23 protein-coding genes are annotated in these 24847 nt (G+C 63.5%); 7 read left to right on the forward strand and 16 right to left on the reverse strand.

What is annotated here, in order from left to right; translation table 11 throughout:
* Nucleotides 1-6: 6 nt before the first annotated feature.
* The gene (napE, locus tag AC4HIX_RS02365) at nucleotides 7-156 is read right to left on the reverse strand and encodes a periplasmic nitrate reductase, NapE protein (RefSeq protein ID WP_475048174.1); all 150 of its coding nucleotides are present in this window, start codon (nucleotides 154-156) and stop codon (nucleotides 7-9) included.
* A gap of 412 nt (nucleotides 157-568) precedes the next feature.
* Nucleotides 569-1468 carry a LysR substrate-binding domain-containing protein gene (locus tag AC4HIX_RS02370; RefSeq protein WP_490397739.1) on the reverse strand — a complete coding sequence of 300 codons (900 nt, stop codon included), beginning with the start codon at nucleotides 1466-1468 and terminating at the stop codon, nucleotides 569-571.
* Nucleotides 1469-1550: 82 nt separating this feature from the next.
* Between AC4HIX_RS02370 and AC4HIX_RS02375 the strand changes: the two genes are divergently transcribed.
* Nucleotides 1551-2762, forward strand: a complete 1212-nt coding sequence (locus AC4HIX_RS02375; RefSeq protein WP_490397876.1) for a GntT/GntP/DsdX family permease — start codon at nucleotides 1551-1553, stop codon at nucleotides 2760-2762.
* 161 nt (nucleotides 2763-2923) lie between these two features.
* Here the strand turns inward: AC4HIX_RS02375 and gyrB are convergent, their stop codons facing one another.
* On the reverse strand, nucleotides 2924-5341 hold the full coding sequence (gene gyrB / locus AC4HIX_RS02380) for a DNA topoisomerase (ATP-hydrolyzing) subunit B (RefSeq protein WP_475048243.1): 2418 nt from the start codon (nucleotides 5339-5341) through the stop codon (nucleotides 2924-2926).
* Between the two features lie 85 nt (nucleotides 5342-5426).
* Entirely contained in the window at nucleotides 5427-6020 is a 594-nt protein-coding gene (locus AC4HIX_RS02385) for an NAD(P)H-dependent oxidoreductase (RefSeq protein WP_475048245.1), read from the reverse strand.
* 108 nt (nucleotides 6021-6128) lie between these two features.
* On the opposite strand from AC4HIX_RS02385, the gene AC4HIX_RS02390 reads away from it, so the two are divergent.
* Entirely contained in the window at nucleotides 6129-6722 is a 594-nt protein-coding gene (locus AC4HIX_RS02390; RefSeq protein ID WP_490397740.1) for a TetR/AcrR family transcriptional regulator, read from the forward strand.
* 9 nt (nucleotides 6723-6731) lie between these two features.
* Here AC4HIX_RS02390 and AC4HIX_RS02395 read toward each other — a convergent pair whose 3' ends face one another.
* The 11 genes from AC4HIX_RS02395 to AC4HIX_RS02445 all read right to left on the reverse strand — a co-directional run bounded on the left by AC4HIX_RS02395 (nucleotide 6732) and on the right by AC4HIX_RS02445 (nucleotide 19857).
* Nucleotides 6732-7352, reverse strand: coding sequence for a LysE family translocator (locus AC4HIX_RS02395; RefSeq protein WP_490397741.1), 621 nt, complete (start codon nucleotides 7350-7352; stop codon nucleotides 6732-6734).
* Nucleotides 7349-8446, reverse strand: a complete 1098-nt coding sequence (gene recF / locus AC4HIX_RS02400; RefSeq protein ID WP_490397742.1) for a DNA replication/repair protein RecF — start codon at nucleotides 8444-8446, stop codon at nucleotides 7349-7351. The genes AC4HIX_RS02395 and recF overlap by 4 nt, the downstream gene beginning before the upstream one ends.
* Nucleotides 8447-8509: 63 nt before the next feature.
* Complete coding sequence (dnaN, locus tag AC4HIX_RS02405; RefSeq protein ID WP_475048253.1) at nucleotides 8510-9628, reverse strand: DNA polymerase III subunit beta; 1119 nt, start codon at nucleotides 9626-9628, stop codon at nucleotides 8510-8512.
* 294 nt (nucleotides 9629-9922) lie between these two features.
* Entirely contained in the window at nucleotides 9923-12373 is a 2451-nt protein-coding gene (locus AC4HIX_RS02410; protein WP_490397743.1) for a GcvT family protein, read from the reverse strand.
* 83 nt (nucleotides 12374-12456) lie between these two features.
* A complete protein-coding gene (locus AC4HIX_RS02415; protein ID WP_490397744.1) occupies nucleotides 12457-13470 on the reverse strand; it encodes a GlxA family transcriptional regulator in 1014 nt (337 codons plus the stop codon).
* A 30-nt stretch (nucleotides 13471-13500) separates the two neighbouring features.
* Complete coding sequence (locus AC4HIX_RS02420; protein WP_490397745.1) at nucleotides 13501-14397, reverse strand: homocysteine S-methyltransferase family protein; 897 nt, start codon at nucleotides 14395-14397, stop codon at nucleotides 13501-13503.
* 124 nt (nucleotides 14398-14521) lie between these two features.
* Nucleotides 14522-16969, reverse strand: coding sequence for a GcvT family protein (locus AC4HIX_RS02425; protein WP_490397746.1), 2448 nt, complete (start codon nucleotides 16967-16969; stop codon nucleotides 14522-14524).
* Between the two features lie 15 nt (nucleotides 16970-16984).
* Nucleotides 16985-17356, reverse strand: a complete 372-nt coding sequence (locus AC4HIX_RS02430; RefSeq protein ID WP_475048263.1) for a GFA family protein — start codon at nucleotides 17354-17356, stop codon at nucleotides 16985-16987.
* Between the two features lie 9 nt (nucleotides 17357-17365).
* A complete protein-coding gene (locus tag AC4HIX_RS02435) occupies nucleotides 17366-17935 on the reverse strand; it encodes a helix-turn-helix domain-containing protein (RefSeq protein WP_490397747.1) in 570 nt (189 codons plus the stop codon).
* A 199-nt stretch (nucleotides 17936-18134) separates the two neighbouring features.
* A complete protein-coding gene (locus AC4HIX_RS02440) occupies nucleotides 18135-18590 on the reverse strand; it encodes a GAF domain-containing protein (protein ID WP_490397748.1) in 456 nt (151 codons plus the stop codon).
* A gap of 94 nt (nucleotides 18591-18684) precedes the next feature.
* Complete coding sequence (locus tag AC4HIX_RS02445; protein ID WP_490397749.1) at nucleotides 18685-19857, reverse strand: thiolase family protein; 1173 nt, start codon at nucleotides 19855-19857, stop codon at nucleotides 18685-18687.
* 94 nt (nucleotides 19858-19951) lie between these two features.
* On the opposite strand from AC4HIX_RS02445, the gene AC4HIX_RS02450 reads away from it, so the two are divergent.
* The 3 genes from AC4HIX_RS02450 to AC4HIX_RS02460 all read left to right on the forward strand — a co-directional run bounded on the left by AC4HIX_RS02450 (nucleotide 19952) and on the right by AC4HIX_RS02460 (nucleotide 22669).
* Nucleotides 19952-20296 (forward strand): STAS domain-containing protein, encoded by a 345-nt coding sequence (locus AC4HIX_RS02450; protein WP_475048269.1) that lies wholly within the window; start codon nucleotides 19952-19954, stop codon nucleotides 20294-20296.
* Nucleotides 20297-20331: 35 nt separating this feature from the next.
* On the forward strand, nucleotides 20332-20781 hold the full coding sequence (locus AC4HIX_RS02455; RefSeq protein WP_490397750.1) for an ATP-binding protein: 450 nt from the start codon (nucleotides 20332-20334) through the stop codon (nucleotides 20779-20781).
* Nucleotides 20782-21094: 313 nt separating this feature from the next.
* Complete coding sequence (locus tag AC4HIX_RS02460; protein WP_490397751.1) at nucleotides 21095-22669, forward strand: gamma-glutamyltransferase family protein; 1575 nt, start codon at nucleotides 21095-21097, stop codon at nucleotides 22667-22669.
* 48 nt (nucleotides 22670-22717) lie between these two features.
* Here AC4HIX_RS02460 and hspQ read toward each other — a convergent pair whose 3' ends face one another.
* The gene (hspQ, locus tag AC4HIX_RS02465) at nucleotides 22718-23044 is read right to left on the reverse strand and encodes a heat shock protein HspQ (protein ID WP_027245329.1); all 327 of its coding nucleotides are present in this window, start codon (nucleotides 23042-23044) and stop codon (nucleotides 22718-22720) included.
* Nucleotides 23045-23130: 86 nt separating this feature from the next.
* Here hspQ and AC4HIX_RS02470 point away from each other — a divergent pair, with 86 nt between their 5' ends.
* The gene (locus AC4HIX_RS02470) at nucleotides 23131-24018 is read left to right on the forward strand and encodes an AEC family transporter (RefSeq protein WP_490397752.1); all 888 of its coding nucleotides are present in this window, start codon (nucleotides 23131-23133) and stop codon (nucleotides 24016-24018) included.
* Nucleotides 24019-24085: 67 nt separating this feature from the next.
* Nucleotides 24086-24673, forward strand: a complete 588-nt coding sequence (locus tag AC4HIX_RS02475) for a transglycosylase SLT domain-containing protein (protein ID WP_490397753.1) — start codon at nucleotides 24086-24088, stop codon at nucleotides 24671-24673.
* The last annotated feature ends 174 nt before the right edge of the window (nucleotides 24674-24847 follow it).

Below are 24847 nucleotides of genomic sequence, written 5' to 3' on the forward strand. Positions count from 1 at the left end.
GGCCTCTTAACCCGCGGGCGGGCCCAGGAAGATCTGGGAAACCCAGATGATCAGGCCGTAACCGCCGACGATTCCCACCGCTAGAACCGGCGCCAGGATGACAGCGAGAAACAGGAAAGTGTTCCGCTCTTCGGCTTTGGTTGGCTGTTCGGACATATGCGTCCTCCTTGGCTCTCACTTTGTCAGCGGAGCAAGCCAGGCAGGAAACGGTCATGTCAGATACCTGTTTTCCAATTCAGCTTCACTTCGCTGGACCGGAGAATGCGAAGGACCGGCGTCCGTCACATTGATCTGAGTCATTTTAAGGCCGCCATATTCCGAAAATCAAAATATTCAAAAAATCATAAGTTAATGTTTGTCAGGCTGCAAACGGCGACTTCAGAAACTTGTTAAGTAAATTCAAAACAAGCCGTTCGTCTGCAGCGCGGCGCAGAAACCGAAGCGACCAGCGCCGCGGGCGCGCTGCGGGTCCCTTTGCCTTGTCAGGACCAAGCCGCAGGTAGGTTGCTGGTCGCGAGGCCGCTTTCGCGGCAAGACCTGCTCACCGCCGGCAATACTGCGCTCCTGCTTATCGGGATGCATCCTGACCCGCGCCTTGAAACTCGCCGATTAGCCACTGCTTGACGGAGGCAAGCGTCTTCGACGGCTCCACCCCCTTGGGCATGACGAACCAATAGCTATGGCTCGCCTCAAGGCTGACCGTAAATGGCGCAATGAGCCGGCCTGCCGCGATGTCGCCGGCCACAAGCAGCGACCGGCCAAGTGCAACCCCCTGATGATCCAGGGCGGCCTGAAGTATGGCTCCATCATCCTCAAGGCGCGGCCCGGCGGGCGGCGGCCGGGTGCACCCCGCAAGGTGAAGCCAAGCGGCCCAGTCCTCGGGAATATCCGCGTGAAGAAGAGTTGCGCGATAAAGATCTTCCGGAGCCTCCAGGCGCATCCGGCGGGCATAGTCCGGGGAGCAAACCGGCTGCACCGTCTCAGTGCCGAGCTTGACCGCCTCCAGGCTGATGTCAGGTTCTCGGCTATAGCGGACAGCCGCGTCGATCCCTTCGGCGGCGAAATCGACCAGATGGCGCGAAGCCGTAACCCGCAGGTCAATTTCCGGGTGGCCGGCAATGAACCGTCCCAGCCGGGGCGCAAACCAGCGGGCCGCGACGGAAGGGAGCATCGAAAGTGTGACCACCTGTTCCGACCGCCGGGCCTCAGCCACCGCGCGCCACATCTGGCCAAAGGAGTCGGTCAGCCCCGCCGCCAGCCGGTCGCCCGCCGGGGTCACGGTCACCTTTGCTCCTTTCCGGACAAACAACCGTACTCCAAGAACCGCCTCCAGGTCCGAGATCTGCCGCGACACGCCGCTCTGGGTGATCCCCAGCTCTGCACCCGCCGCCGTAAAGCTGCCGTGGCGGGCGGCGGCTTCGAAGACCTGAAGCGACCTGAGGGGGAGGTTAGCATGAGTTGTACGCATGATAAGTACTGCTTCTTCTCATTTTGAAAGGGTTAGGGGCATGGATAGCATGTTCAGAACTCATGCATAAAGGTTATTGGCCATGCCCGACACACGTACTGCTGTTGCTGACGCCGCGACTGTGAGTCGGGTATTCCCGGACTTACCCCTGGTAATGTGGATGATCCTTCTGACACTGGTGCTTGGCCTGGCAAACGGTCGCGGAGCGGAGGAGGTGATCGGCCTGTTCAACACCGGTTTCGGACGCGCCTTGGGCGAGTTCGCCCTGATACTGCTGCCCTCTTTCACGCTTGCCGCCGCACTCTCACGCCGGCACATAGCCTCCGAAGCCGCCGGACGGACGGCGGGGCTCGCCTCGCCTGTAGCCGGGGCGGGCATGATCTGCCCCGACACCGCCTATGCCGCACTTTCTCCGGCGGCCGGGCGGCACAAGCTCGCCACCGTTTTCGGTGCCTATACCGGCTTCAAACTGCTCTACCCCGCCGGTCCCCTGATCGTGGCGGCCGGGCTGGGCGGTGCAATCCCGGATTCGGCACCGCCGCTGGTTCTGCTGGCCGCAGGAATCGCACTTACACCCCCTGTCTGGGCTGCGGGCATGGTCTGGGTGCGCCTTGTCAACGGAGCGCCTGTTGCCGGGAAAGAGCCTGAGCCGGCCCCTGCAAGCGGACGGCTATGGATCGCTTTTGCGCCCTTCGTGCTCATGGCCGCACTGCTAACATTCGGCGGGCTGGCCGGGCAAACCGGTCTGGCCGCGGCGGATTTCTTTCTGTCGACCAAGGGCGCGCTGATCGCCGCCGCGGTCCTCGCAGTGGCGCAAACCCCAGCCAGCGCGCGCCGCGGCGGCATGGAAGCGGCTGTGCGGCGGACCGGATCATTGCTGCTGCTGATCGGGGCCGCCAGCGCTTTCGGGGCGGCAGTGACCGGGGCTGTGCCTCTTGACCGGCTGGTGCCTGAAGGCGGCGGCCCGCTCACATTGCTCGCCCTGTTCGCACTAACCGCTGCGTTTAAACTGGCCCAGGGATCATCCATGGCGACATTCGCCGCGGTCTCGCCGGTCGCAGCGCCGATCGTTGCCGCAAGCGGCACTGAACCGATCGCCGCCGTCTTTGCGATCTGCCTTGGCTCCTTCGTTGCGATCCTGCCCAATGACAGCTTCTACTGGCTCGTGCGTGGTGACGCGCTGGCAGAGGAGAAGCGAGAAGCCCGTGCGGTATACATTCTTGCAGGCGCATCGGCCATACAGGCACTGACCGGCATGGCGCTGCTCCTTGTATGGGTTCTCATACCAGCATGACCCAAAGGCAGGGCGGCTGGCAGGCACTCTTACGCAACGCCGCCTGGCCCCTCCCGAATGCGGCCAGGACGCCAATTTGCACACCAAGGCCTCCACAGACCTGCAGGCACCTCCGGCGATACCGGTGGAGCCCGCAGTACTAAGGGGGCCTCTACAACGCGCTAGAAGTCCAGGTTCTCGACGCTGAGGGCGTTTTTCTGGATGAATTCGCGGCGGGGCTCCACCACATCTCCCATCAGCTTGGTGAACAGGTCATCCGCCTCGACCATGTCGTCAATCCGCACTTGCAGCAGGGTGCGCGCATCGGGGTCCAGAGTGGTTTCCCACAGCTGGTCCGGGTTCATCTCGCCCAGGCCCTTGTAGCGCTGCAAGGTGAGTCCCTTCTCGCCCTCTTCCAGAATCGCCTGCAGCAGACCGAGCGGCCCGTGAATGATCTGGCTGCGGTCGCGGCGCACCAGCTGGGCAGTGGTGCCGTATACTTCCTGCAGGCTCTTGGTGAAGCTGCCGGTCTTGCGGGCCTCGCCGGAGCGCAGCATCGGGCCGTCCAGCGTGCGGACTTCTTCCACCCCGCGCAGGATGCGGGCCAGGCGGATACCGTGGTCCTGCGTGATCCGGCCCTGCCAGCCGCGCTCGTACTCCAGCGCAATCGCGTCGAGCCGCGCCGCCACCTTGTCCGCCACGCCCTGCAGGTCGGCATCCACCGCGCCGGGCACAAAGGCGCCGGCCACCGCGGCCTGCTCCAGGATATGGCGCGGGTAGTGGGTCGGGAAGGCATCCAGCACGCGCTTGAGCTGACGCGCCTCATCCACCACGCGGGTGAGGTCTGCGCCGGCGATCTCGGAGCCGTCGCCCAGCTTAAGAACCGCGCCGTCGACGCCCTGGTTGATCAGGTAGTCATCCAGCGCCGCCTGATCCTTGAGATAGACCTCCGACTTGCCGCGCGCGACCTTATAAAGCGGCGGCTGCGCGATATAGAGGTAGCCGCCCTCGATCAGCTCCGGCATCTGCCGGTAGAAGAAGGTCAGCAGCAGGGTGCGGATGTGGGCGCCGTCGACGTCGGCGTCGGTCATGATGACGATCTTGTGGTAGCGCAGCTTGGAGATGTCGAACTCGTCCCGGCCGATGCCGGTGCCCAGCGCCATCACCAGGTTGCCGATTTCCTGGCTCGACAGCATACGGTCGAACCGCGCCCGTTCCACGTTCAGGATCTTGCCTCGGAGGGGCAGGATCGCCTGGGTCATCCGGTCCCGCCCCGTCTGGGCGGAGCCGCCGGCCGAGTCACCCTCGACCAGGAAGACTTCGGTCTTGGAGGGGTCTTTCTCGGAGCAGTCCTTGAGCTTGCCCGCCAGGTAGTTCACGTCCATCGCGGTCTTGCGGCGGGTCAGCTCGCGCGCCTTGCGGGCGGCCTCGCGGGCCAGCGCGGCTTCGACAATCTTACCGACGATCTGCTTGGCTTCGTTGGGGTTCTCTTCGAACCATTCGGCCAGTTTCTCGCCCATCAGGCTCTCCACCACCGGGCGCACCTCGGAGGATACCAGCTTGTCCTTGGTCTGGCTGGAGAATTTCGGATCCGGCACCTTGACCGACAGAACACAGGTCAGCCCCTCGCGGGCGTCGTCACCGGTGAAGGAGACCTTCTCCTTCTTTGCGATGCCCGACGTCTGCGCGTAGTTGTTGATGGTGCGGGTCAGCGCACCGCGGAAGCCCGCAACGTGAGTGCCGCCATCGCGCTGCGGGATGTTGTTGGTAAAGGGCAGCACCGTCTCGTGGTAGCTGTCGTTCCACCACATGGCGATCTCGACGCCGATGTCATCCTTTTCCCCCACGATGTAGACCGGAGCCTCCATCACCGGGGTCTTGTGCCGGTCAAGGTATTTGACGAACTCCTTGACGCCGCCCTCGTAAAAGAGCTCAGCCGAGAGCTTCTCCGCCGGGCGCTCATCCTCCAGAATGATCCGCACGCCGGAGTTCAGGAAGGCCAGTTCACGCAGGCGTTTTTCCAGCGTCTCGAAAGAGTACTCCAGGTTCGAGAATGTATCCGTCGACGCCATAAACCGGACCTCGGTGCCGGTCTGGTCGCCGCAATCGCCGACCACTTCCAGATGTTTGACGGTATCGCCGCGCTCAAACCGGGCGACGTGCTCCTTGCCGTTGCGCCAGATGCGCAGCTCTAGCCAATCAGACAGCGCGTTCACCACCGAAACGCCCACGCCGTGCAGACCGCCGGACACCTTGTAGGAGTTCGAGTCGAACTTACCGCCGGCGTGCAGCTGGGTCATGATGACCTCGGCCGCGGACACGCCTTCCTCGGCATGGATATCCACCGGAATCCCGCGCCCGTTGTCGCTGACGGAGACGCTGGAATCGGCGTGAATTTTGACGGTCACATGGTCTGCGTGGCCCGCCAGCGCCTCGTCGATGCCGTTGTCCACGACCTCATACACCATGTGATGCAGGCCCGAGCCGTCATCCGTGTCCCCGATATACATGCCGGGGCGTTTGCGAACCGCCTCCAACCCTTTGAGAACCTTGATGGAATCCGCGCCATATTCTGCGGGGGCCTGCTCGTTTCCGGACATTCACATCTTCCTGTCTTAGCTTCGGGATTTTATACGAAACCTGACCAGGAATGTCACGCGCAAGCCCCCTTTTTTCTTGGCAGAATCAAGCCGCTTTGGCCCCCAGCCCTCCTGCAGTTCTGAGCCAGGATTCGACCTTGGCCTCCGGCGCATCCGTGGCCGGCGCAAACGTGGTGAACCGCGTGGGTTTGATGCCGACAAAGCCAAGGATCTGGCGGCTGATGAATTTCTTGACTGCATTGCCGTAGAACAGCCGCAGCAGCAGCGCAGGGGTGTCCGATGTGAGCAGCACACGCGCGGTCTTGCCGGTCAGCATCGGCGCCGGCAGCCCCATGAAATTGACGTTGCGGGTGTCAAAGGCACGCCCCGGCAACAAGGCCCGGTCAAACACCGCCTTCAGCTTGGCCGGCACCGCGCCCCACCACAGCGGTGAAGACATCACCACATGCTCTGCCCATTCCAGATCCTCCAGGAAGGCGGCCAGATCCGGTTCCAGCGGCTTGGGGTTCTTATACCCGCTTTGTCCATAGTCCATGTCGAACTTCATTTGCGAAATGTCATGGCAGCGCACTTGGTGGCCGTTTTCCTCAGCCGCGGCCTGATAGGCGGCACACAGGGATTTAGACAGCGAGGTTTGGCCGGGGTGGCCGTTCAGGATCAGGATTTTCCGGGAAGACATTTGAGGCTCCGCAAGTTAAGTTGACCATGGTCACTTTATTGAACCAAAAATGACCGCGGTCAATTATAAAAGTGACCGCGGTCAATAACGAGATCGTGAGGCTGAGACATGACACGTGCACCCCAGAAGCGGCGGCTGGAAACACGGGCAAAGCTGCTGGAGGTGGCAGCGGCTATCGTACAGAAACAAGGCTACAGCGGGCTGCGGGTCGAAGACGTGGTTGCCCGGGCGGGCGTGGCCAAGGGCACCCTGTTTTCCCACTTCAAGGACAAGGACGGGCTGCTGGCTGTGCTGATCGGCGAGGAAGTCACGCGCCTGCTCGACGGGATGGAGGCTGGCGGCACCCCTGCGGACGTTGCCGCCCTCACCGCCCGGCTGGCTCCGCATCTCGATTACGTCGCGCAGGACCGGGTGATCTTCGACCTCCTGCTTCGCTACTCAGGCACCACCGCCGCGGAACCGGATGAGGTGGTGGCAGCAAGCTTTATCCGGCAGGTCACCCTGCTGACAGGCTGGCTGCAGACCCTGCAGGCAGCGGGCAATGTGCGCAAGGACCAGCCACCGGAACTGCTTGCAGAAGGCATCCAAGGCTTTCTGAATCATGTGCTGGGTGTCTGGTTCTGCGCCGAGCACGAAAACGACGCGTCACCCGCCGAGGCGCTCGACCCCTATCTGCGGGCCTGGCTGCTGCCGCCTGCCTGAGGGCAGCGGTCAGGTGAAAGGAATCACAAGCCCCACCGCGATCAGCAGACCGCCCGATACCAGGTTGATGCGCCGCCGGATCCGCGTGGAGGTCACCGCGCGGCGCACCCGGTGCACCATGCCGGCCAGTGCCAAGTTGCCAACCAGCGGGATCACGAAGGACAGCGTCACGATCGCAGCCACATCCGGCCAGGAAGTGCCGGACAGATCAAAGAACCCCGGCAGCACCCCCATGTAGAATAGGATCGCCTTGGGGTTGCCCAGAATGGCGGCAATTCCAGCCATGAACCCGGCCCAGACACCGGGGCGGGTCAGGGCCCGGTTTTCCTCCACCGCGTCGCCGGCATGGCGGATCAGCAGATAGCCCATGCCGAGGAACATCAGGCAGGCCACCCAGCGCAGCACGGTCATTATGCCGGTGAACTCGGACACCACCCAGGACATGCCCGCCACCGCGATCAGCGGCCACAGGATATCGCCGCAGGCCACCCCGACCGCCAGCGGCCAGGCCGCCTGAAACCCGCCCGAGAGAGAGCGTGCCATCAAGGCCAGCCAGACCGGACCGGGGGTCAGGAACAGGATCAGCAGAGCCCCCGCATAGAGGGTCAGTTCCCAGGGTGTGACGGTCATTTTTGCAAAACCTCCGACGTGCCGCCGCTGTCCGAGACTTCCAGCACCTGGGCGCGGCCGCCCAGTTCGGCAAACAGCTCCGGCCCGGTGCCGGTCATCCAGGCCTGGGTGCCAAGCGCGCAGATCTCATCATACAGCGCGGCCCGGCGACCCGCATCCAGATGCGCGGCCACCTCATCCAGCAGCAGGATCGGCGGCGCGCCCTCGCGCTGTGCCAGCGCCCGGGCGTTGGCCAGGATCAGCGAGACCAGCAGCGCCTTCTGCTCACCGGTGGAGCAATCCTTGGCCGGGATGCCCTTGGCCCGGTAAGTGCCTATCAGGTCAGTGCGGTGCGGCCCGACCAGAGTGCGGCCCGCCGCCAGATCCCGGAACCGGCTTTCCTGCAGCGCCTCTTTGAAATCGGCTTCAGAGGACGGCATGCTGCCCTCCGACTGCAGCAATTCCAGCTCTGCCGCGGGAAATGCGGTTTCCGCCTCCGCCTGCGCCAGCTGCAGCAAATCCACCGCCTGCACCCGTGCGGCATGGATCCGGTGCCCGGCTGCCGCCATGCGATCCTCCAGGACCCGGTACCAGGCGGCATCGCGCACCTGCTCCTTCAGCAGCCGGTTACGCTCGCGCATCGCTTTCTCATAGGCCAGTGAGGCCTCGGCATGGGCAGGTTCGAAACTCAGCGCGATCCGGTCCAGGAACCGCCGCCGCCCCTCCGCCGCCTCGATCCACAGGCGGTCCATCGCCGGGATCAGCCAGACCACCCGCGCCACCTGCCCCAGCGCCAGCTGACTGGCGGATTTATTATCAATCTTAACCTGCCGGGCAGTGCCGCCCTCGGACCAGGTTTCCACCTCATAGGCCTGCGACGGTGCCCGCAGCTCCCCCTTCAGCTTCCAGCCCAAAGCTTCAGGCTGGCGCGCCATCTCTGCCGCGCTGGCCCGGCGCAACCCGCGGCCCGGAGAAAACAGCGAGACTGCTTCCAGTATGTTGGTCTTGCCTGCCCCGTTGTCCCCGTAGATCGCCACCGGACGCCCGTCCAAACGCAATTCCGCCCGCAAATGCGAGCGGAAATGGGACAGGGTCAATGCGGTCAGGGCCAGCACGAGGCGCGCTCCCTTTTCATCTTTCTAAAAATACTCGCGCCGCAGGCCGCGCCGTCAGGCGCGTCAGACCCGCATCGGCATCACGACGTAAACGGCGCTTTCGTCATTGCCTTCGCGCATCAGGGTCGGATCGCCGGAGGAGTTGAACATGAACACGGCGTTTTCGCGGTCCACCTGATTGGCAATTTCCAGCAAGTATTTGGCATTGAAGCCGATTTCCAGCCGCTCGTCATTGTAGGCAACCGCCAGCTCTTCCTCGGCGGCACCGCTGTCGGGCGCGTTCACCGACAGGATCAGGCGGTCCTCTTCCAGCTGCAGCTTCACCGCGCGGGAGCGTTCGGAGGACACGGTGGCAACCCGGTCAACGGCTTGCGCAAACTCGGCTGCATCCACCTCCAGGCGGCGGGTGTTGCCGGCTGGGATCACGCGGGTGTAGTCGGGGAAGGTGCCGTCGATCACCTTGGAGGTGAGGGTGATGTTCGGGGTGGCAAAGCGCACCTTGGTTTCGGAGACCGAAACCGCGATGTCCATGTCGTCGTCGTCCAGCAGCTTGCGCAGCTCGCCCACGGTCTTGCGCGGCACGATCACGCCGGGCATGTCCTCGGCGCCCAGCGGCAGTTCCGCGTCGATGCGGGCCAGGCGGTGGCCGTCGGTGGCGACGGCGCGCAGAACCTTGCCGCCATCACCCGACGACACATGCAGGTAAACACCGTTCAAGTAATACCGGGTCTCCTCGGTGGAGATCGCGAATTTCGATTTGTCGAACAAGCGGCGCAGCACCGCGGCCTTCGCGGCGAAGTTCGAGTGATACTCGGACGAGGCCATCACCGGGAAATCCTCTCGCGGCAGGGTCGCCAGCGAGAAGTTGGAGCGGCCGGCCTCAACGGTCAGGCGGCCGGTTGCGGCGTCAGCGCTCAGGGTGACCAGCGCGCCGTCGGGCAGCTTGCGCACGATCTCGTGCAGGGTGGTGGCGGCCACGGTGGTCGCGCCGGCGCGCTCCACCTGCGCGGGGGCCTTGTCGACCACCTCGATATCCAGGTCGGTGGCGCGGAACTGGACGCTGTCGCCTTCGGCTTCGATCAGCACATTCGCCAGAATCGGAATGGTGTTGCGGCGCTCGACAACAGACTGCGCCTGAGCCACAGCCTTGAGAAGCGTGCCGCGTTCGATGCTGATCTTCATGTCCCAAATCCTCTTCGTCAGGCCCCTGTCAGTGGCCGGGACAAGCAACCTACCTGTTTACCCCTGCCATACAAGGCTTTTTATGGATTTCTCCAAGGGATTTCCGGCGGGGTCAAGAGGCGGCGGACGGCATATGGGCCAAACCCGGGGAAACGTTGCAGCAGAACCCGGAACTGTCCCCGCGGGGACTGGGTTGCGAAACCTGAAACGAGTCCCCGCGGGGACACAGACGAAAAACGCCCCGGCGCGCAGGCCGGGGCGTGATACGGGCAGGTAAAGACGCTGGAGAGGCGCTTAGGCCTTCACCCGCTCCGATTTCGGATCGTACATCGGCTTCAGCGAAGCCTCGGCCTTCACCTTCACACCGCAAACGTCGATCTCGTAGGTGGAGCCCAGCACATCGGCGGCGCTTTCCCCCTCGCACGGCACATAGCCCATGCCGATGGCGGCACCCAGCGTGTGGCCGTAGTTGCCGGAGCTGAGGTAGCCCACATATTTGCCGTCGCGGATGATCGGTTCGTTGTGGAACAAGAGCGGTTCGGCATCGGTCAGTTTGAATTGCAGCATGCGGTTCTTGGGGCCGGCTTCCTTGCGCTCCAGCACCGCGGACCTGCCGATGAAATCGTCCTTGCCGGTGGCAACTGCAAAGCCGAGGCCGGCGTCGATCACATTGTCCTCGCAGGTGATGTCGTGACCGAAGTGGCGGAAGCCCTTTTCGATCCGGCAGCTGTCCATCATGTGCATGCCGCAAAGCTTGAGCCCCATGTCCTGGCCTGCGTCCCACAGGGTTTCAAACGCGTGGCCCGCCATGTCTGCACCGACATAGATTTCCCAGCCAAGTTCGCCCACATAGGTCACACGGTGCACACGGGCGAGGCCCATGCCCAGCTCGATTTCCTGCGCGGTGCCGAAGGGGTTAGCCTCATTGGAGAAATCGTTGGGCGACACTTTCTGCAGCAGCTTGCGGGCGTTGGGGCCCATCACAGCCAGCACGCCCTCGCCTGCCGTCACATCGGTGAGCACGACGCGGTGGTCGCCTACGTGGCGCATCATCCAGGTCTGGTCGGCCAGACGGGTCGCCGCCGGGGTCACCACCAGATAGGCGGTCTCAGACAAGCGGGTGACGGTCACATCCGCCTCGATGCCGCCGCGCGGGTTCAGGAATTGGGTGTAGACGATCTTGCCCGCGGGCACCGAGACGTTGGCGCCGCAGATGTAGTTGAGGAAGGTCTCCGCATCCGGGCCTTCGACGCGGATCTTGCCGAAGGAGGACATGTCGTACATGCCGACGTTCTCGCGGACTGCCCTGTGTTCAGCGGCAGAGTTTTCGAACCAGTTCTGGCGCTTCCAGCTGTACTGGTACTCGCGTTCCTGGCCCTCGTTGGCGAACCAGTTGGCGCGCTCCCAGCCGCCGAGCTCGCCGAAGACCGCGCCCTGTTCCTTCAGGTGGTGATGGAACGGGGTCCGGCGCACGCCGCGGGCGGTGGCCTTCTGGCGGTAGGGGAAGTGGTCGGCGTACAGGAGGCCCAGGGTCTCTTTCGAGCGCTCGAAAAGATAGTGCTTGTTGCCCTGAAACGGGTGCATCCGGGAGATGTCCACGTCGCCGAGGTCAAACGGTTTCTGGCCGTCTTCCATCCACTGCGCCAGCGCCATGCCGGCACCGCCTGCGGACTGGATGCCGATCGAGTTGAAGCCCGCAGCGACCCAGAAGTTGTCCATCTCAGGCGCCAGGCCCAGGTGGTAGGCGTCGTCCGGGGTGAAGGATTCCGGTCCATTGAAGAAGGTGTGGATGCCTGCCTCAGCCAGCATCGGCATCCGGTTACAGGCCGCTTCCAGGATCGGCTCGAAGTGGTCGAAGTCCTCGGGCAGCTGGTCGAATTCAAAGCTGTCGGGGATGCCGTTCATTGCCCAGGGCTTGGCATTCGGTTCAAACGCGCCCAGCAGGATCTTTCCGGCGTCTTCCTTGTAGTAGGCGCATTCGTCCGGGACGCGCAGCACCGGCATCTGGGTCAGGCCCGTGATCCCTTCAGTGACGATATAGAAGTGCTCGCAAGCATGAAGCGGGACGTTGACACCCGCCATGCGGCCGACCTCATGGCCCCACATGCCGGCGCAGTTCACCACCATGTCGGCTTCGATGCGGCCCTGGGACTGACCGTCATCGCTGGCCCAGTCAACGCCGGTGACACGGCGGCCTTCCTTGGAGATGCCGGTGACCTTGATCCGCTCCTTGACCAGCGCGCCGCGCTGGCGGGCGCCTTTGGCCAGGGCCAGCGCAATGTTGGCCGGGTCGCCCTGCCCGTCCTTGGGCAGCCACACACCAGCGGACACGTCGCCCACGTTCAGGTGCTCGTAACGGGCTTTGACTTCCTCGGGGGAGATTTCCTCAACTTCGACACCAAACGCGCGCGCCATGGCGGCCTGGCGGAAGATCTCTTCCTTGCGCTCTTCGGTGAGCGCGACGGTGATCGAGCCGCAGCGTTTGAAGCCAGTGGCGACGCCGGTTTCTTCTTCCAGCGAGCCGTAGAGTTCCTGGCTGTATTTCGCCAGCTTGGTCATGTTGGCAGTGGCGCGCAGCTGGGCGATCAGGCCCGCGGCGTGCCAGGTGGTGCCGGAGGTCAGCTGCTTGCGCTCCAGCAGCACCACATCTTTCCAGCCGAGCTTGGTCAGGTGATAGGCCACCGAGCAGCCGATCACGCCGCCGCCGATAATGACCACGCGGGCCTTGTTGGGAAGATCGCTCATGTCATCGCTCCACATTCAGTGTTGAGGCCGATTTATCACGTACAGGCGGCACAAAATGCATCAAAAACGTCAGACTCCCGGGGCTATTCTCCGGCCTTAAGGATATTTTCCGGACCGTCCTCCCCCAGCCTGCGGCGCTTGCGCAGGGCAAAGGGGGTGATGCCGAAGAAGCTTTTGTAAAGGCTGGAAAATCCGTTCGGGAAGCCGCAGGCAAGGCCGATTTCCCGCACGCTCATAGTGGTGTTGAGCAGGAGGTTGTTGGCCTTGGAAAGGCGCATTTCCCGGTAGAAGCCGTTGGGGGTAGTGCCCAGGAAGGTCTTGAACTTGCGTTCCAGAGAGCGGGTGGAAATGCCAAGTTCGGCAACGATTTCGCTGATCGGCACCGGTTCCTCGATATTGTCCTGCATGATGCGGATGCAGTGGTCCAGGTCGCTGTCGCCGGTGATCGTCGGCTTGGCACCGGCGAACGGCTGCAGCGAGGAGAAATCCCGCACCTGTTCGTGCAGCATGATATTGGCGACGGTCATCTGCGCCGCGGCGGAGGTGAGCCGCCCGACCAGCGCCAGCGCGATGTCGAAGGTGGATCCCATGCCGGCGCAGGTCACCACCAACCCGTCCTCGCTGGCCAGCGCGTGGCTGGAATCGTTCAGCCCCATGCGTTCGCGCAGCAGGGCGGAGTTTTCCCAGTGGGTCGTCAGCCGCCCGGACGCCCCGCCCTGATCGCGGATGTAGCGGGCCGCGGCCTCTGCCAGCAGGTAAACCTTGATGCCGCGGCAGGTGTAGCTGGAGATCACCCGGCCCAGGCTGAGGCCTGGATGATCCGGGTCGGAGTTGCCAAGGAAGAAGGCAAAATCCGCGTCCGGCTTGGCCGCAAAGGATTCGGTATCAAGGCTGAGGCCCGCCCGGCAGCCGACCCGTCCCCCCTGCAACGAGCGGACCGTCCATTTGAACGGCGGCTGCGCCAGCACCCTGTTGGCGATCCTGAGCACTTCAAGAATTGCCGACATTTCTGTCAGGACGAAGCCCTCGGTGACGATGATGTCGATGCTCCAGACCCGGGCCGGATCCGCAGCTTTGAGTTTTTCCGGAGTTGCCATGCTGATCCCCCCTCCCCTGGGCAGACGATGTCAGACGATCCGATGCCCGGCCGCGCGCAGCTGGCGGGCCAGTTCGGCAATGTGGTCCGGGCCGACTTCACAGCAGCCGCCGACGATGGTGGCGCCCTGCGCGACCCAGCCCATCGCAAATTCAGCATAAGCCTTGGGCCCGAGATCCTGGCGCTGCTCCAAGGCATCCACTGTGGGGGCATCCTGCAGGAAGCCCTCCGAAATCCGGGTGAAGCCGTTGGCATAGGCCCCGAAGGGCTTGCCGAATGCCTTGACGATCTTCAGCCCGCTGCCGATGACCTCGGGCCGGGAGCAATTGAGCAGCACCGCATCCGGCTGGAACTCCTCGATCAGCGGGGCAAGGGCCGCCAGCGGCTCACCGGAGCGCAGCAGGGTGCCGTCCTCATCCGAAACAGAGGCAGCCAGCCAGACAGGTTTGTCCGTGCCGGCGCAGCCCAGCAATGCGCCCCTGGCCTGCTCCAGCGAGGAGACAGTCTCGATCAGGAACAGATCCGCCTTCGGCTCCAGAAGCTTGACCAGTTCGGCATAGACGCTTTGGGCTTCCTCAGCCGGCGGGCAGATGTCCGGCCGGTAAGAGGCAATCAGCGGTCCAAGCGCGGCGGCGACGCGGCCTGATCCGTGGGCGTCGCGGGCTGCGGCGGCCTGACTGGAGGCCGTTTCCAGCAATTCCTCGAAATGGTCTTCGATACCCGCACGGCGCAGCCGGTCGCGCAGCACGGCGTAGGTGTTCATGGTGGCAACCGTGGCCCCGGCGGCAAAGTAGTCGGCGTGAACGCTGCCAGCCACATCCGGCTTTTGGATCATCACGGACGTGGACCACAGGGGCGTTGCCCGCTCGCCGGAGCGTCTGACAATCTCCTGCCCGATCGAGCCATCCAGAAGCGTTATCTCAGCCATACCGAACCGTCCTTATTCCGGGTGCCATGCGCCGCCAGGTTACAGGAAACGGTCCGGCGGCGCAGGCTGTCTTGCAATCAGGCATCAGCCCGGGCAGATCACCGCCCGGGATGATGCCAGTCCATTAGGCGCGCAGGCGCTCGTTGGCCGGATCCCACAGCGGTTCGTCTTTCTGAACCACCGCACGGCATTTCTCACCGTAGATCTCGACCTCCAGCTCAGTGCCCGGCACGGCCAGATCGGTGCGCACCATGCCCAGAGCGATGGAGGCGTCGACGCGGTAGCCCCAATCGCCGGAGGTGGTCTCGCCCACGATTTCGCCATCTTTCCAGATGCAGGACATATAAGGCGCGTCCGCCTCGCCTGCGTCGACGATCAGGGTGACAAAGGACTTCTTGGCCCCCTGCTGCTTTTCGGCCTGGATCGCGGCCTTGCCCGGGAAGTCCTGGGGCTTGTCCAGCTTGACGAAACGCTCCAGCCCGCCTTCGAGCAGCGAGTAGTCGGTGCTGAGATCGCCCTTCCAAGTGCGGTAGCCTTTTTCGATCCGCAGGGAGTTCAGCGCGTACATGCCGAACGGCTTGGCACCGCCTGCGAGCAGGGCGTCGTAGATCGTCGGCTGATGCGCGTTGGCACAGTGAACTTCCCAGCCCAGCTCGCCCGCAAAGGAGACCCGCGCCAGGAAGGCGGGCTTGCCTGCGACGGAAGCTTCCTGATGGGTCAGCCAGCCGAGCGACAGATCAGCGTCCGAGATACCCGCCAGCAGCTCCCGCGATTTCGGACCGGTAACGATCATGGTCGCAAACTCGGTGGTGCGGTCGGTCAGGGTCAGACCCGCGGGCAGTGCTTTGCGCAAAATCTCGAAGTCGTGCCACTGGGCCGAGCCCGCGGTGATCATGGTGAAGTGGTCTTCGCCATGACGAATGCAGGACATTTCGGTCAGAATGCGGCCGCGGTCATCCGAGAAGTAGACCAGGTTCATCCGGCCCACCTTGGGCAGGCCGCCAGTCACCATACCGCGCAGGAATTCGGCTGCGCCCTCGCCGTCCAGGTTGAAGCGGGAGAAGCCCGGCAGGTCCAGCACGCCGACACTGTCGCGGACCGCTTCGCATTCTTCCTGAATGCGCTGCTGCCACGGGCCGGAGCGGCCCCAGGTATGGGTCGCTTCCTCGGAGGTGTCGTCACCCTCCTTGGCAAACCAGTTGGCGCGTTCCCAACCGTTGTAGACACCCATCTGGCCGCCCAGTTCCTTGATCTTCGCATGCACCTGGCTAACCTTCTTGTCGCGCGCAGCCGGCCATTCGTGGTGCGGGAAGTGCATGGCGTATTCGTTGCCGTACACCTCCATGCCCTTTTTGTTGCAATAGTCCTGGTCGGTATAGTCGGTATAGCGGCGCGGATCGACGGCCCACATGTCCCACTCGGTGTGGCCATCAACGATCCATTCGGCCAGCACCTTGCCGGCGCCGCCGCCCTGGGCAATGCCGAAGGTGAAGCTGTGCGCTTCGAAGGCGTTTTTCACACCCGGCATCGGGCCGATCATCGGCAGGCCATCGGGGGCATAGGGGATCGGTCCGTTGATCACGCTGGAAACACCGGAGGTGGCCATCAGCGGCACACGCTCCATCGCGTCGGTCACGATATCCTCGATCCGGTCCAGATCTTCCTGCCACAGCTGGAACGAGAAGTCCTCGGGCATCGGATCGTCTTCGGTCAGCCAGTGGCCTTTGCAGTTCGGCTCATAGGGGCCGAGGTTGTAGCCGTGCTTTTCCTGACGCAGGTAGTAAGACACGTCCACGTCGCGGATCAGGGGCAGCTTGCCGCCGTGTTCCTTCGACCAGGCTTCGACTTCGGGAATCTGTTCGGTCAGCAGGTACTGGTGCTCCATCACCATGGCAGGCACGGTACGGCCGCCGTAAGGCTTGAACATCTCGCCCACGCGCTGCGCGTAGTAACCGGCGGCGTTCACCACATAGTCACAGTCGATGTCGCCTTTTTCGGTGTGCACGGTCCAAGTGCCATCTTCGTGCTGGGTCACACCGGTCGCCGGAGTGAAGCGCAGAATCTTCGCGCCCATGTCGCGCGCGCCTTTGGCCAGGGCCTGGGTCAGCTGTGCCGGGTCGATGTCACCATCGGTCGGGTCATAGAGAACCCCTGCCAGGTCATGGGTCTCCAGGAACGGATAGTGTTCCTTGGTTTCTTCCGGGGTCCACATCTCCATCGGGATACCCTGGTAGCGGCCCATGGACATGGCGCGTTCGAATTCCTGCATCCGCTCTTTGGTGTGTGCCAGACGGATCGAGCCCGAAACATGGTAGTTCATCGGGTAGTCGACCTCTTCGGCCAGGCCCGAATACAGCTCGGTCGAGTAGCGCTGCATGTTCATGATCGCCCAGGAGGTCGAGAAGGTCGGCACGTTGCCGGCCGCGTGCCAGGTCGAGCCGGCGGTCAGCTCGTTCTTTTCCAGAAGCACACAATCGGTCCAGCCTTTCTTGGCCAAATGATAAAGCGACGAGCAGCCGACGACGCCGCCGCCGATAATGACCACGCGGGCCTTGGTTGGAAAATCAGACATGTTCGCTCCCTAGTCTCAGTCCTCTTGCGGCACGCCGTCCGCGATTTCGTAGTAGTCGCCCTTGGAGGCGGTAAAGATGTGCTTTTCGACACTGAGACCGGTGTTCCCGTCGACAGCGCCCAAAGCAAAACTCGTGGTGTCTTCGCCCTTGCCCTTCCAGAACAGGAAGGAGCCGCAGCGCGGGCAGCTGCCGCGTTTGGCCCGCGGGGTTGCCTCAAACCAGCTGACCGGACCGGTGATCGTGAGGTCCTCCTCCCGCACCTGAGCCGAGGCCCAGATGCCGCCCGATTGCTTGCGGCACTGGCTGCAATGGCACATCGAAGCCCCCTGCGGCCGGGCGGCGGTTTCAAAGCGGACATCACCGCAAAGGCAGGATCCCCTGATCATCATCCCCTCCTAGTAAACCGGCGGCGCGATCACCCAGACGGCCACGGCGGGCTCGTCGTACGGGTTGGACCACTGATACGGCTCATGCTTGATCCGAAAGCTGTCGCCGGGACCGACAGTAAAGCTGCGGCCGCCGATCAGCAGGTCCAGCTTGCCCGAGATCATGTAGCCGACCTCCTGCGTTGGCCGGTTGGCCGGCGTCTGCATCCGCGATTTGGGCTGGAAGGTGGAGTGCACCATCTCGAAGTCGTCGGTCAGATCGGGGGAGAGCAGTTCTTCGATCAGCCCCTCCTCGCCGGTGCCCATTGGTCGGCGGGAGCCTGCGCGCACGATGTAGCCATGCTCATCCGCCGGGGCGCCGGAGTGTGCAAACAGCATCGACATCGGCACGCCCAGCGCCTCGGCAATCTGCCGCAGGTCAGAAATCGAAGGGTCAGACATGTCCCGTTCAACCTGGCTCAGCCAGCCGACCGAGCGGTTCAGCACTGCGGCGATATCCGACAGCGTCAGGCCGCGCGCCTTGCGCAAGGCCCGGATGTCCGCCCCCAATGTCGCTGCGGCCAGGGTCTGATCGTTCACAGGCTTGCTCCCTACTCGTGAAAAAATCCTCTCGTTTTTCACGATGCATCGGACCCGTGAAATTTCCAAGCATTTTTTCACGAAAGCGGTTGCCCCACGAAAAAACCCAGCGCTTTCAGACGCCGGGCCTTTCATCTTTCTGGAAATACTCTGGGGTGAGGCCGCCAGGCCGAGGGGCGAAGCCCCTGGATGCCCCGAATCAGATGCGGTTGAACACCTGATGCAGAATCGCTGCCAAGTGATCCGCATCCTGCTGGGTAAAGGCCTCCGGCTGGTCGCTGTCGATGTCAAAAACCCCGATCAGCGCGCCTGCGCCATTCCAGACTGGCAGCACCAGTTCCGAACGGGTGGAGGAGGCGCAGGCAATATGGCCGGGAAACGCCTCCACATCCGGCACCAGTTGCACCTCGCCGCTGCGCGCTGCCGCGCCGCAGACACCGCGGGAGAACGGGATCTGCAGGCAGCCGTGGCCGCCCTGATAGGGGCCGATCTTCAGCAGCTCCGGCGCAACGGCACGGTAAAAGCCGGTCCAGTCGAACCGGTCGTCGGCGTGATGCACCTCGCAGGCGACTGTAGCCATCAGCGCCACCTCATCCGTCTCGCCTTCGGTCAGCGAGGCGATGGTTTTGGCAAGGGTATTGTAATCGGCCTGCATGAACAGCCCTCCTTCAACGCAGCAGAGGGGGCTGTCTGCCCCCTCTTGACCTGACGGTCAATTCACCCCCGAGAGTATTTTGCAAAGGTGAAGATCACACCCGCTCGATTGCGATCGCGGTGCCTTCCCCGCCGCCGATGCAGATGGCGGCCACACCGCGCTTGAGGCCGCGCTTTTCCAGCGCGTTCAGAAGGGTGACCATGATGCGCGCGCCGGAGGCGCCGATCGGGTGGCCCAGCGCGCAGGCGCCGCCATTCACGTTCACCTTGTCGCGGGAAATGCCCATTTCGTGCATGAAGGCCATAGGCACGACAGCAAAGGCCTCATTGACCTCCCACAGATCGACATCCTCAACTTTCCAGCCAATCGACTTGAGCAGTTTCTGCGCTGCTGGCACCGGTGCAGTGGTGAACCAGCCCGGCGCCTGGGCGTGGCTGGCGTGGCCCAGGATGCGGGCGCGCACGGTCAAGCCCTGCGCTTCGGCCGCCTCGGCGGAGGCCATCACCAGCGCCGCGGCGCCATCCGAAATGGAGGAGGCATTGGCGGCGGTCACGGTGCCGTCCTTGCGGAACGCCGGTTTCAGCGTGGGGATCTTTTCCGGGCGCGCCGATTTCGGCTGCTCATCCGCATCCGTCACCACCTCGCCCTTGCGGGTTTTCACAGTCACCGCGGCGATTTCGCCGTCGAAGGCGCCGCTATTTTGTGCTTCCAGCGCGTTGGACAAGGACTTCAGGGCATATTCGTCCTGAGCTTCGCGGGTGAACTGGTATTTTTCAGCGCAGCCCTCGGCAAAGGTGCCCATGAGGCGGCCCTTGTCATAGGCGTCTTCCAGTCCGTCGAGGAACATGTGGTCGATGACTTGGCCATGGCCGATACGGGCGCCGCCGCGCATTTTCGGCAGGATGTAGGGGGCATTGGTCATGCTTTCCATACCGCCGGCAATCATCGTGTCCGCGTGGCCCAGCGCGATCTGATCAAACGCGATCATCGCCGCCTTCATGCCGGAACCGCACATCTTGTTGAGCGTGGTGGCCGGGACGTCTTCGCCCAGGCCCGCCGCAAACCCGGCCTGGCGCGCAGGCGCCTGGCCCTGGCCCGCGGGCAGCACACACCCCATCAGAACCTCATCGACAGTGGCAGCGCCGGCCCCGTCGAGGGCCGCCCGGATGGCCGCGCCGCCCAGCTCCGAAGCCGTCACCCCGTCGTACATTCCCTGGAACCCGCCCATCGGCGTCCGGGCTGCTCCGGCGATAACAACATCTTTCATGCAATTTTCCTCCAATCGTCAAAATTATACCTACAGAAAAGTAAGCTTTGCGGTCTAGAGTGCTGCCAAATGACGTTACATCCCGGGGGAAGAAATGAGCCTGACGACCACCATGACGGACGATGCGCAGATCGTCAAAGTCAATGCTGAACGTATTGACGCCGCCATGGCTATCCAATTCAAGGAGGACATGCGGACGGAAACCGAAAGCGGGCCGGACCGTGTGATCCTCGATCTGTCCGAGGTCCAGTTCATCGATTCCAGCGGGCTTGGCGCGATTGTCGCTGCGATGAAGCAGCTGGGCGGCACCCGCAAACTGGATCTCGCCGGGCTGACACCGATGGTGGAGAAGGTTTTCCGGCTGACCCGGATGGATACGGTCTTTGACCTCTACGGTTCGCTGAACGAAGCAACCGCGCCTGCTAACGCAAATTCTTGAAGACGAACGCGCTGGCGGCGCAAAGCGAGAAATTTATGGTAAAAACCTTTGCCTGCTCGTTCACGGCCACAAATCTGGATGCTCGCAAGGGAATCCAGTCCGTGGTCAGCAAACTGCGGTCCCTGGGGGTGCCGGGTGCCCGCGTGGACGAGGTGCAAATTGCCCTGACCGAAGCCGTGAACAACGTGGTCGAACACGCCTATGAGGACACAACCCCCGGCGACGTCCGGATCAGGGTGGAACTGGCACCGGAGCGTTTGTGGATCAGCATTCAGGACGCCGGCAGCCCGTTCCCCCAAGGCGAGCTGCCCGAAGGGAAACCCGCTGACATCAGCGGACCCACCGACAGCCTGCCCGAAGGCGGATTTGGCTGGTTCCTGATCCGGGAGCTTGCAAGCCAGGTTCAATATGAGCGGTCGGATGGGAACAATAACCTTTCCCTCTGCTTTGAAATCCAGGTCACCAGCCCGCCTGCCGAGGCCTGAACCAGAATACCGCCCAATTTACGGGCAACCCGCCGGTTAGCTGCATTTTTAACGCTTCGCCACACCGGCGCCGTATTCCCGGCAAACCGCAGCCCAATACATATGCGAAACCTTACCTGTAGCTGAAACGAGCTTCCCCTGGTGCCGCGTATTCTAGCCCCCACCAGTGCGCGGCACCGGGGACACTTCGTTCAGGCTGCTCTCCCGCTTTCGTGATCCATGACGTTCCGTCCCGCCGCAGCGGCCGAGGAATTTCATTGCCATCCCGCACCGCCTGCCTAGGCTCTGACCAGTGACAGCGAGGAGCCGGACCATGCGCGATTTTCATCTTCCCGGGCGGTCAGCCGTTTTTGCCGGTAACGGCCTGTGCGCCACCTCCCATCCGCTGGCGGCCAGCGTGGCGGTGGACATGCTGAAGCGCGGCGGCAACGCGATGGATGCGGCCCTGGCCGGAGCCGTTTTGCTGGGTATTTGCGAGCCGCAGATGACCGGGATCGGCGGCGACTGCTTTGTGCTGTATTCCCGGCCGGGCAGCGGAGTTCAGGCGCTGAACGGGTCCGGCTGCGCTCCGGCGGCGGCGAGCGCTGCCGCCTTGCGGGCGCGAGGGCTGGAGACGGTGCCGCTGAGCAGTGCCGAGGCTGTTACCATCCCTTGTGCAATTGATGCCTTTTGCCGTCTTGCGGAAAGCGAAGGCCGGCTGGGGCTCGATACACTGCTGCAGCCTGCGATAGATTATGCCGAAGAGGGCGTGCCGGTGGCACCGCGCACGGCCTTCGATTGGAAGAACGGTGCCGGCACCCTGCAAGGCGCAGCCCGGCGCCACTATCTGCGGGACGGCCGGCCTCTGGGCAGCAGCGACGTTTTCCGCGCACCCGGTCAAGCCGAAGTCCTGCGCCGCATCGCCAAACACGGGCGGGATGCTTTTTATACCGGCGAGGTGGCCGAGGACATGGCGCGGGCCCTGGAGGCTCTGGGCGGAGTTCACACACTGGAGGACTTTGCCGGCGTAAAGAGCTTTGCAACGCAGCCGGTTACTGGCCAGTACAAGGAGCGCGAACTCGCAGAGCACCCGCCTAACGGCCAAGGCGCAACGGCAATCTTGCTGCTGAATATCCTGAAGCACTTTGACCTTGCCGGGATGGACCCGTTCGGGGCCGAACGGGCGCATATCGAGGCGGAAGCCGCCAAGCTGGCCTATGACGCGCGCAACCGGTTTCTGGCGGATCCGGACCACACCTCGCGGCTCGCGCACATGCTGGCGCCGGAAACTGCGTCCGGACTGGCTGCGCTGATTGACCCCAAACGCGCCATGCCGGCCGCCGCACCGCTGAGCGAAGCTGTCCACAAGGATACGGTCTATATCACCGTGGTGGACAAGGACCGGATGGCAGTGTCGTTGATTTACTCGATCTTCCACGGCTTCGGGTCCGGTATTGCTTCGGAGAAGTTCGGTATCCTGCTGCAGAACCGGGGTGCGGGCTTTACCCTGGAAGAAGGCCACCCGAACGAGCTTGGGCCCGGCAAGCGGCCGATGCATACGATCATCCCCGCCATGCTGCAGCAAGACGGAGAGGTGATCATGCCCTTTGGCGTGATGGGCGGCGGCTATCAGCCTGCGGGCCATGCCCGGCTTGTCTCGAACCTGTTGGATTTCGGCATGGACCTGCAATCTGCCATCGACGCCCCGCGCAGCTTTGCCGACGGCGGCGTGCTGAAGGTCGAGCGCGGATATGCTGCTCCGGTGCATCAGGCGCTTGCGGACCTCGGCCACCAGTTAGTGGTGCCGGACACGCCGCTGGGCGGGGCGCAGGCAATCCGGATCCATGCCTCAGGCGTCCTGGAGGGTGCCAGCGATCCGCGCAAGGATGGCTGTGCGCTGGGATACTGATGCGCAAATACGCAGCTTATCCGGTCAGCGGCCGGACAGCAGCAGCTCTTAGTTCAGCTGGTAATGCAGCGCATAGGCACCACCGTCGAAGGTGCCGAACATCTCCGGCACGTCCGGGTGGCCGACCGGCTCGCCCGAGTAATCCGCGACCAGGTTCTGCTCCGATACATACGCCACATAGTAGCTTTGATCGTTCTCGGCCAGCAGGTGGTAGAAGGGCTGGTCCTTCACCGGACGGCTGTCCTCAGGGATCGCTTCGTACCATTCCTCGGTGTTGGAGAATTCCGGATCGACGTCGAAAACCACCCCGCGGAAGGGGTGCTTCCGGTGGCGGACGACCTGCCCAAGGTTGTATTTTGCTCGTGTTCTCAACATGGTCATGTTAGCCCCCGTTCTTTGTAAATAGCGCGCTCGCGCAGCAATTGTCCAACTCTTGACGTAAATTTTCGGGGAAACAGACTGTGAACCTCGCTTTGACAGTGCTCGAAATCACTGCCCCGGTGTTCCTATTGGCCTTCGCCGGGTTCCTCTGGGTGAAGCTCGGGTTTGAGTTCCGGACCCAGTTTGTCACCCGGCTGGCGATGACGCTGGCGGTGCCCTGCCTGATTTTCACCGCGCTGATGAACACCAGCCTGGACAAGGGCGCGCTGGGAACCTTTGTACTGGCCGCGCTGGCGGGCCACGCGGTAATGGCGGTGGCGGGCGAGGCCCTCTGCCGCATCAGCGGGCTGGAGCGGAGGACCTATCTGGCGCCTTTCATTTTCGGCAACACCGGCAATCTGGGCATCCCGCTGGCGATGTTTGCCTTTGGCGAGGCCGGGCTTGGCTATGCCGTCGTCATGCTCGCCGTGTCTGCCATCCTGTCCTTCACCTATGGCATCTATCTGGTGGCCGGGCACAGCGCGGGCAGCAAGGCAATCCGGGAGCCGATGGTCTGGGCGACGCTGCTGGGCGCGCTGTTCCTGTGGCAGGACTGGAAAACCCCGCGTTTCCTGACCAACGCGCTGGAGCTGACCGGACAGATGGCGGTGCCGCTGATGCTGATCACACTGGGCACCGCGGTGGCGCGGCTGACGCCCGGCGGCACCGGCAAGGCGGTTGCACTGTCGCTGGTGAAGTTTCTGGTCAGCGCCGCCGCGGGCTGGGGACTGGCGGTGGCTTTCGGTCTGGATCCGACGGCCTCTGGCGTGCTGATCCTGCAGCTGGCTACCCCGGTCGCCGTCACCGCCTATCTGCTGGCCGAAAAATTCGAGGCCGATTCCACCGCCGTGGCGGGTCTGGTGGTGGTCTCGACCCTGATGTCAGCGCTGCTGCTGCCTCTGTTGCTGAGCCAGGTGCTGGAAATTTGATTTTCACACCCGCCGCAATCCGCTAGACTTGCCGAAAACATACCCAATGCAAAAATGGGCTGAGGTAATGAGCAGATTCCTGAGCGCCCTTGTTCTCCTGATGGCGGTTGCGTCATGCGGAGGCGGGCACAAAGCGCCGCCGCGCAACCTGGATAACGCGTGCAGCATCATCCAGCAGCGTCCTGAATACCTGAAGGCGTTCCGCGCCACGCAGCGCCGCTGGGGCGTGCCGGTGCATGTGCAGATGGCAACCATCTATCACGAAAGCCGGTTCCGCGGCGACGCCCGCACGCCGCACCAGTTCCTGCTGGGTGTGATCCCGGTCGGGCGGCAATCCAGCGCCTATGGCTACAGCCAGGCCCTGGACGGCACCTGGGATGATTACCGCCGCGACACCGGGCGCCGCCGGGCCAAGCGCGACCGCATCAGCGATGCCGCCGATTTCATGGGCTGGTATATGCGCAAGAGCTACGAAAAGAATGGCATCCCGCTTTATGACGCGCGCAATCAGTACCTGGCCTATCACGAAGGCCACTACGGTTATTCCCGCGGCAGCTACCGCTCGAAATCATGGCTGATGCGGGTTGCCGGGCAAGTCGAATCCCGCGCCCAGGCCTATCAGGCGCAGCTTGCCACCTGCCGCAAGTTCCGCTGAGCCACGTCAAGCGCGGCGCTCCCGCCCGCTTCGGAGGCTTTCTCAGGAAAGCCCCTCAGCCGTTGGGCAAGGCACCGCGCTGACGCGCGGTGCGGTCCCGTGCTGTTTGGCGGCTGCAGCTGGAAAATCGCGGTCGCGGGGCCGGGGCCCCCCCCCCCCCCGGCCCCCCGCCCC

Source organism: Leisingera sp., from assembly GCF_982940295.1.

Excerpts from the sequence above, each read along its gene's own strand:
- napE (WP_475048174.1), bottom strand. The coding sequence starts at position 156 with ATGTCCGAACAGCCAACCAAAGCCGAAGAGCGGAACACTTTCCTGTTT.
- AC4HIX_RS02370 (WP_490397739.1), bottom strand. The coding sequence starts at position 1,468 with ATGCGTACAACTCATGCTAACCTCCCCCTCAGGTCGCTTCAGGTCTTC.
- AC4HIX_RS02375 (WP_490397876.1), top strand. The coding sequence starts at position 1,551 with ATGCCCGACACACGTACTGCTGTTGCTGACGCCGCGACTGTGAGTCGG.
- gyrB (WP_475048243.1), bottom strand. The coding sequence starts at position 5,341 with ATGTCCGGAAACGAGCAGGCCCCCGCAGAATATGGCGCGGATTCCATC.
- AC4HIX_RS02385 (WP_475048245.1), bottom strand. The coding sequence starts at position 6,020 with ATGTCTTCCCGGAAAATCCTGATCCTGAACGGCCACCCCGGCCAAACC.
- AC4HIX_RS02390 (WP_490397740.1), top strand. The coding sequence starts at position 6,129 with ATGACACGTGCACCCCAGAAGCGGCGGCTGGAAACACGGGCAAAGCTG.
- AC4HIX_RS02395 (WP_490397741.1), bottom strand. The coding sequence starts at position 7,352 with ATGACCGTCACACCCTGGGAACTGACCCTCTATGCGGGGGCTCTGCTG.
- dnaN (WP_475048253.1), bottom strand. The coding sequence starts at position 9,628 with ATGAAGATCAGCATCGAACGCGGCACGCTTCTCAAGGCTGTGGCTCAG.
- AC4HIX_RS02410 (WP_490397743.1), bottom strand. The coding sequence starts at position 12,373 with ATGAGCGATCTTCCCAACAAGGCCCGCGTGGTCATTATCGGCGGCGGC.
- AC4HIX_RS02415 (WP_490397744.1), bottom strand. The coding sequence starts at position 13,470 with ATGGCAACTCCGGAAAAACTCAAAGCTGCGGATCCGGCCCGGGTCTGG.
- AC4HIX_RS02420 (WP_490397745.1), bottom strand. The coding sequence starts at position 14,397 with ATGGCTGAGATAACGCTTCTGGATGGCTCGATCGGGCAGGAGATTGTC.
- AC4HIX_RS02425 (WP_490397746.1), bottom strand. The coding sequence starts at position 16,969 with ATGTCTGATTTTCCAACCAAGGCCCGCGTGGTCATTATCGGCGGCGGC.
- AC4HIX_RS02430 (WP_475048263.1), bottom strand. The coding sequence starts at position 17,356 with ATGATCAGGGGATCCTGCCTTTGCGGTGATGTCCGCTTTGAAACCGCC.
- AC4HIX_RS02440 (WP_490397748.1), bottom strand. The coding sequence starts at position 18,590 with ATGCAGGCCGATTACAATACCCTTGCCAAAACCATCGCCTCGCTGACC.
- AC4HIX_RS02445 (WP_490397749.1), bottom strand. The coding sequence starts at position 19,857 with ATGAAAGATGTTGTTATCGCCGGAGCAGCCCGGACGCCGATGGGCGGG.
- AC4HIX_RS02450 (WP_475048269.1), top strand. The coding sequence starts at position 19,952 with ATGAGCCTGACGACCACCATGACGGACGATGCGCAGATCGTCAAAGTC.
- AC4HIX_RS02455 (WP_490397750.1), top strand. The coding sequence starts at position 20,332 with ATGGTAAAAACCTTTGCCTGCTCGTTCACGGCCACAAATCTGGATGCT.
- AC4HIX_RS02460 (WP_490397751.1), top strand. The coding sequence starts at position 21,095 with ATGCGCGATTTTCATCTTCCCGGGCGGTCAGCCGTTTTTGCCGGTAAC.
- hspQ (WP_027245329.1), bottom strand. The coding sequence starts at position 23,044 with ATGTTGAGAACACGAGCAAAATACAACCTTGGGCAGGTCGTCCGCCAC.
- AC4HIX_RS02475 (WP_490397753.1), top strand. The coding sequence starts at position 24,086 with ATGAGCAGATTCCTGAGCGCCCTTGTTCTCCTGATGGCGGTTGCGTCA.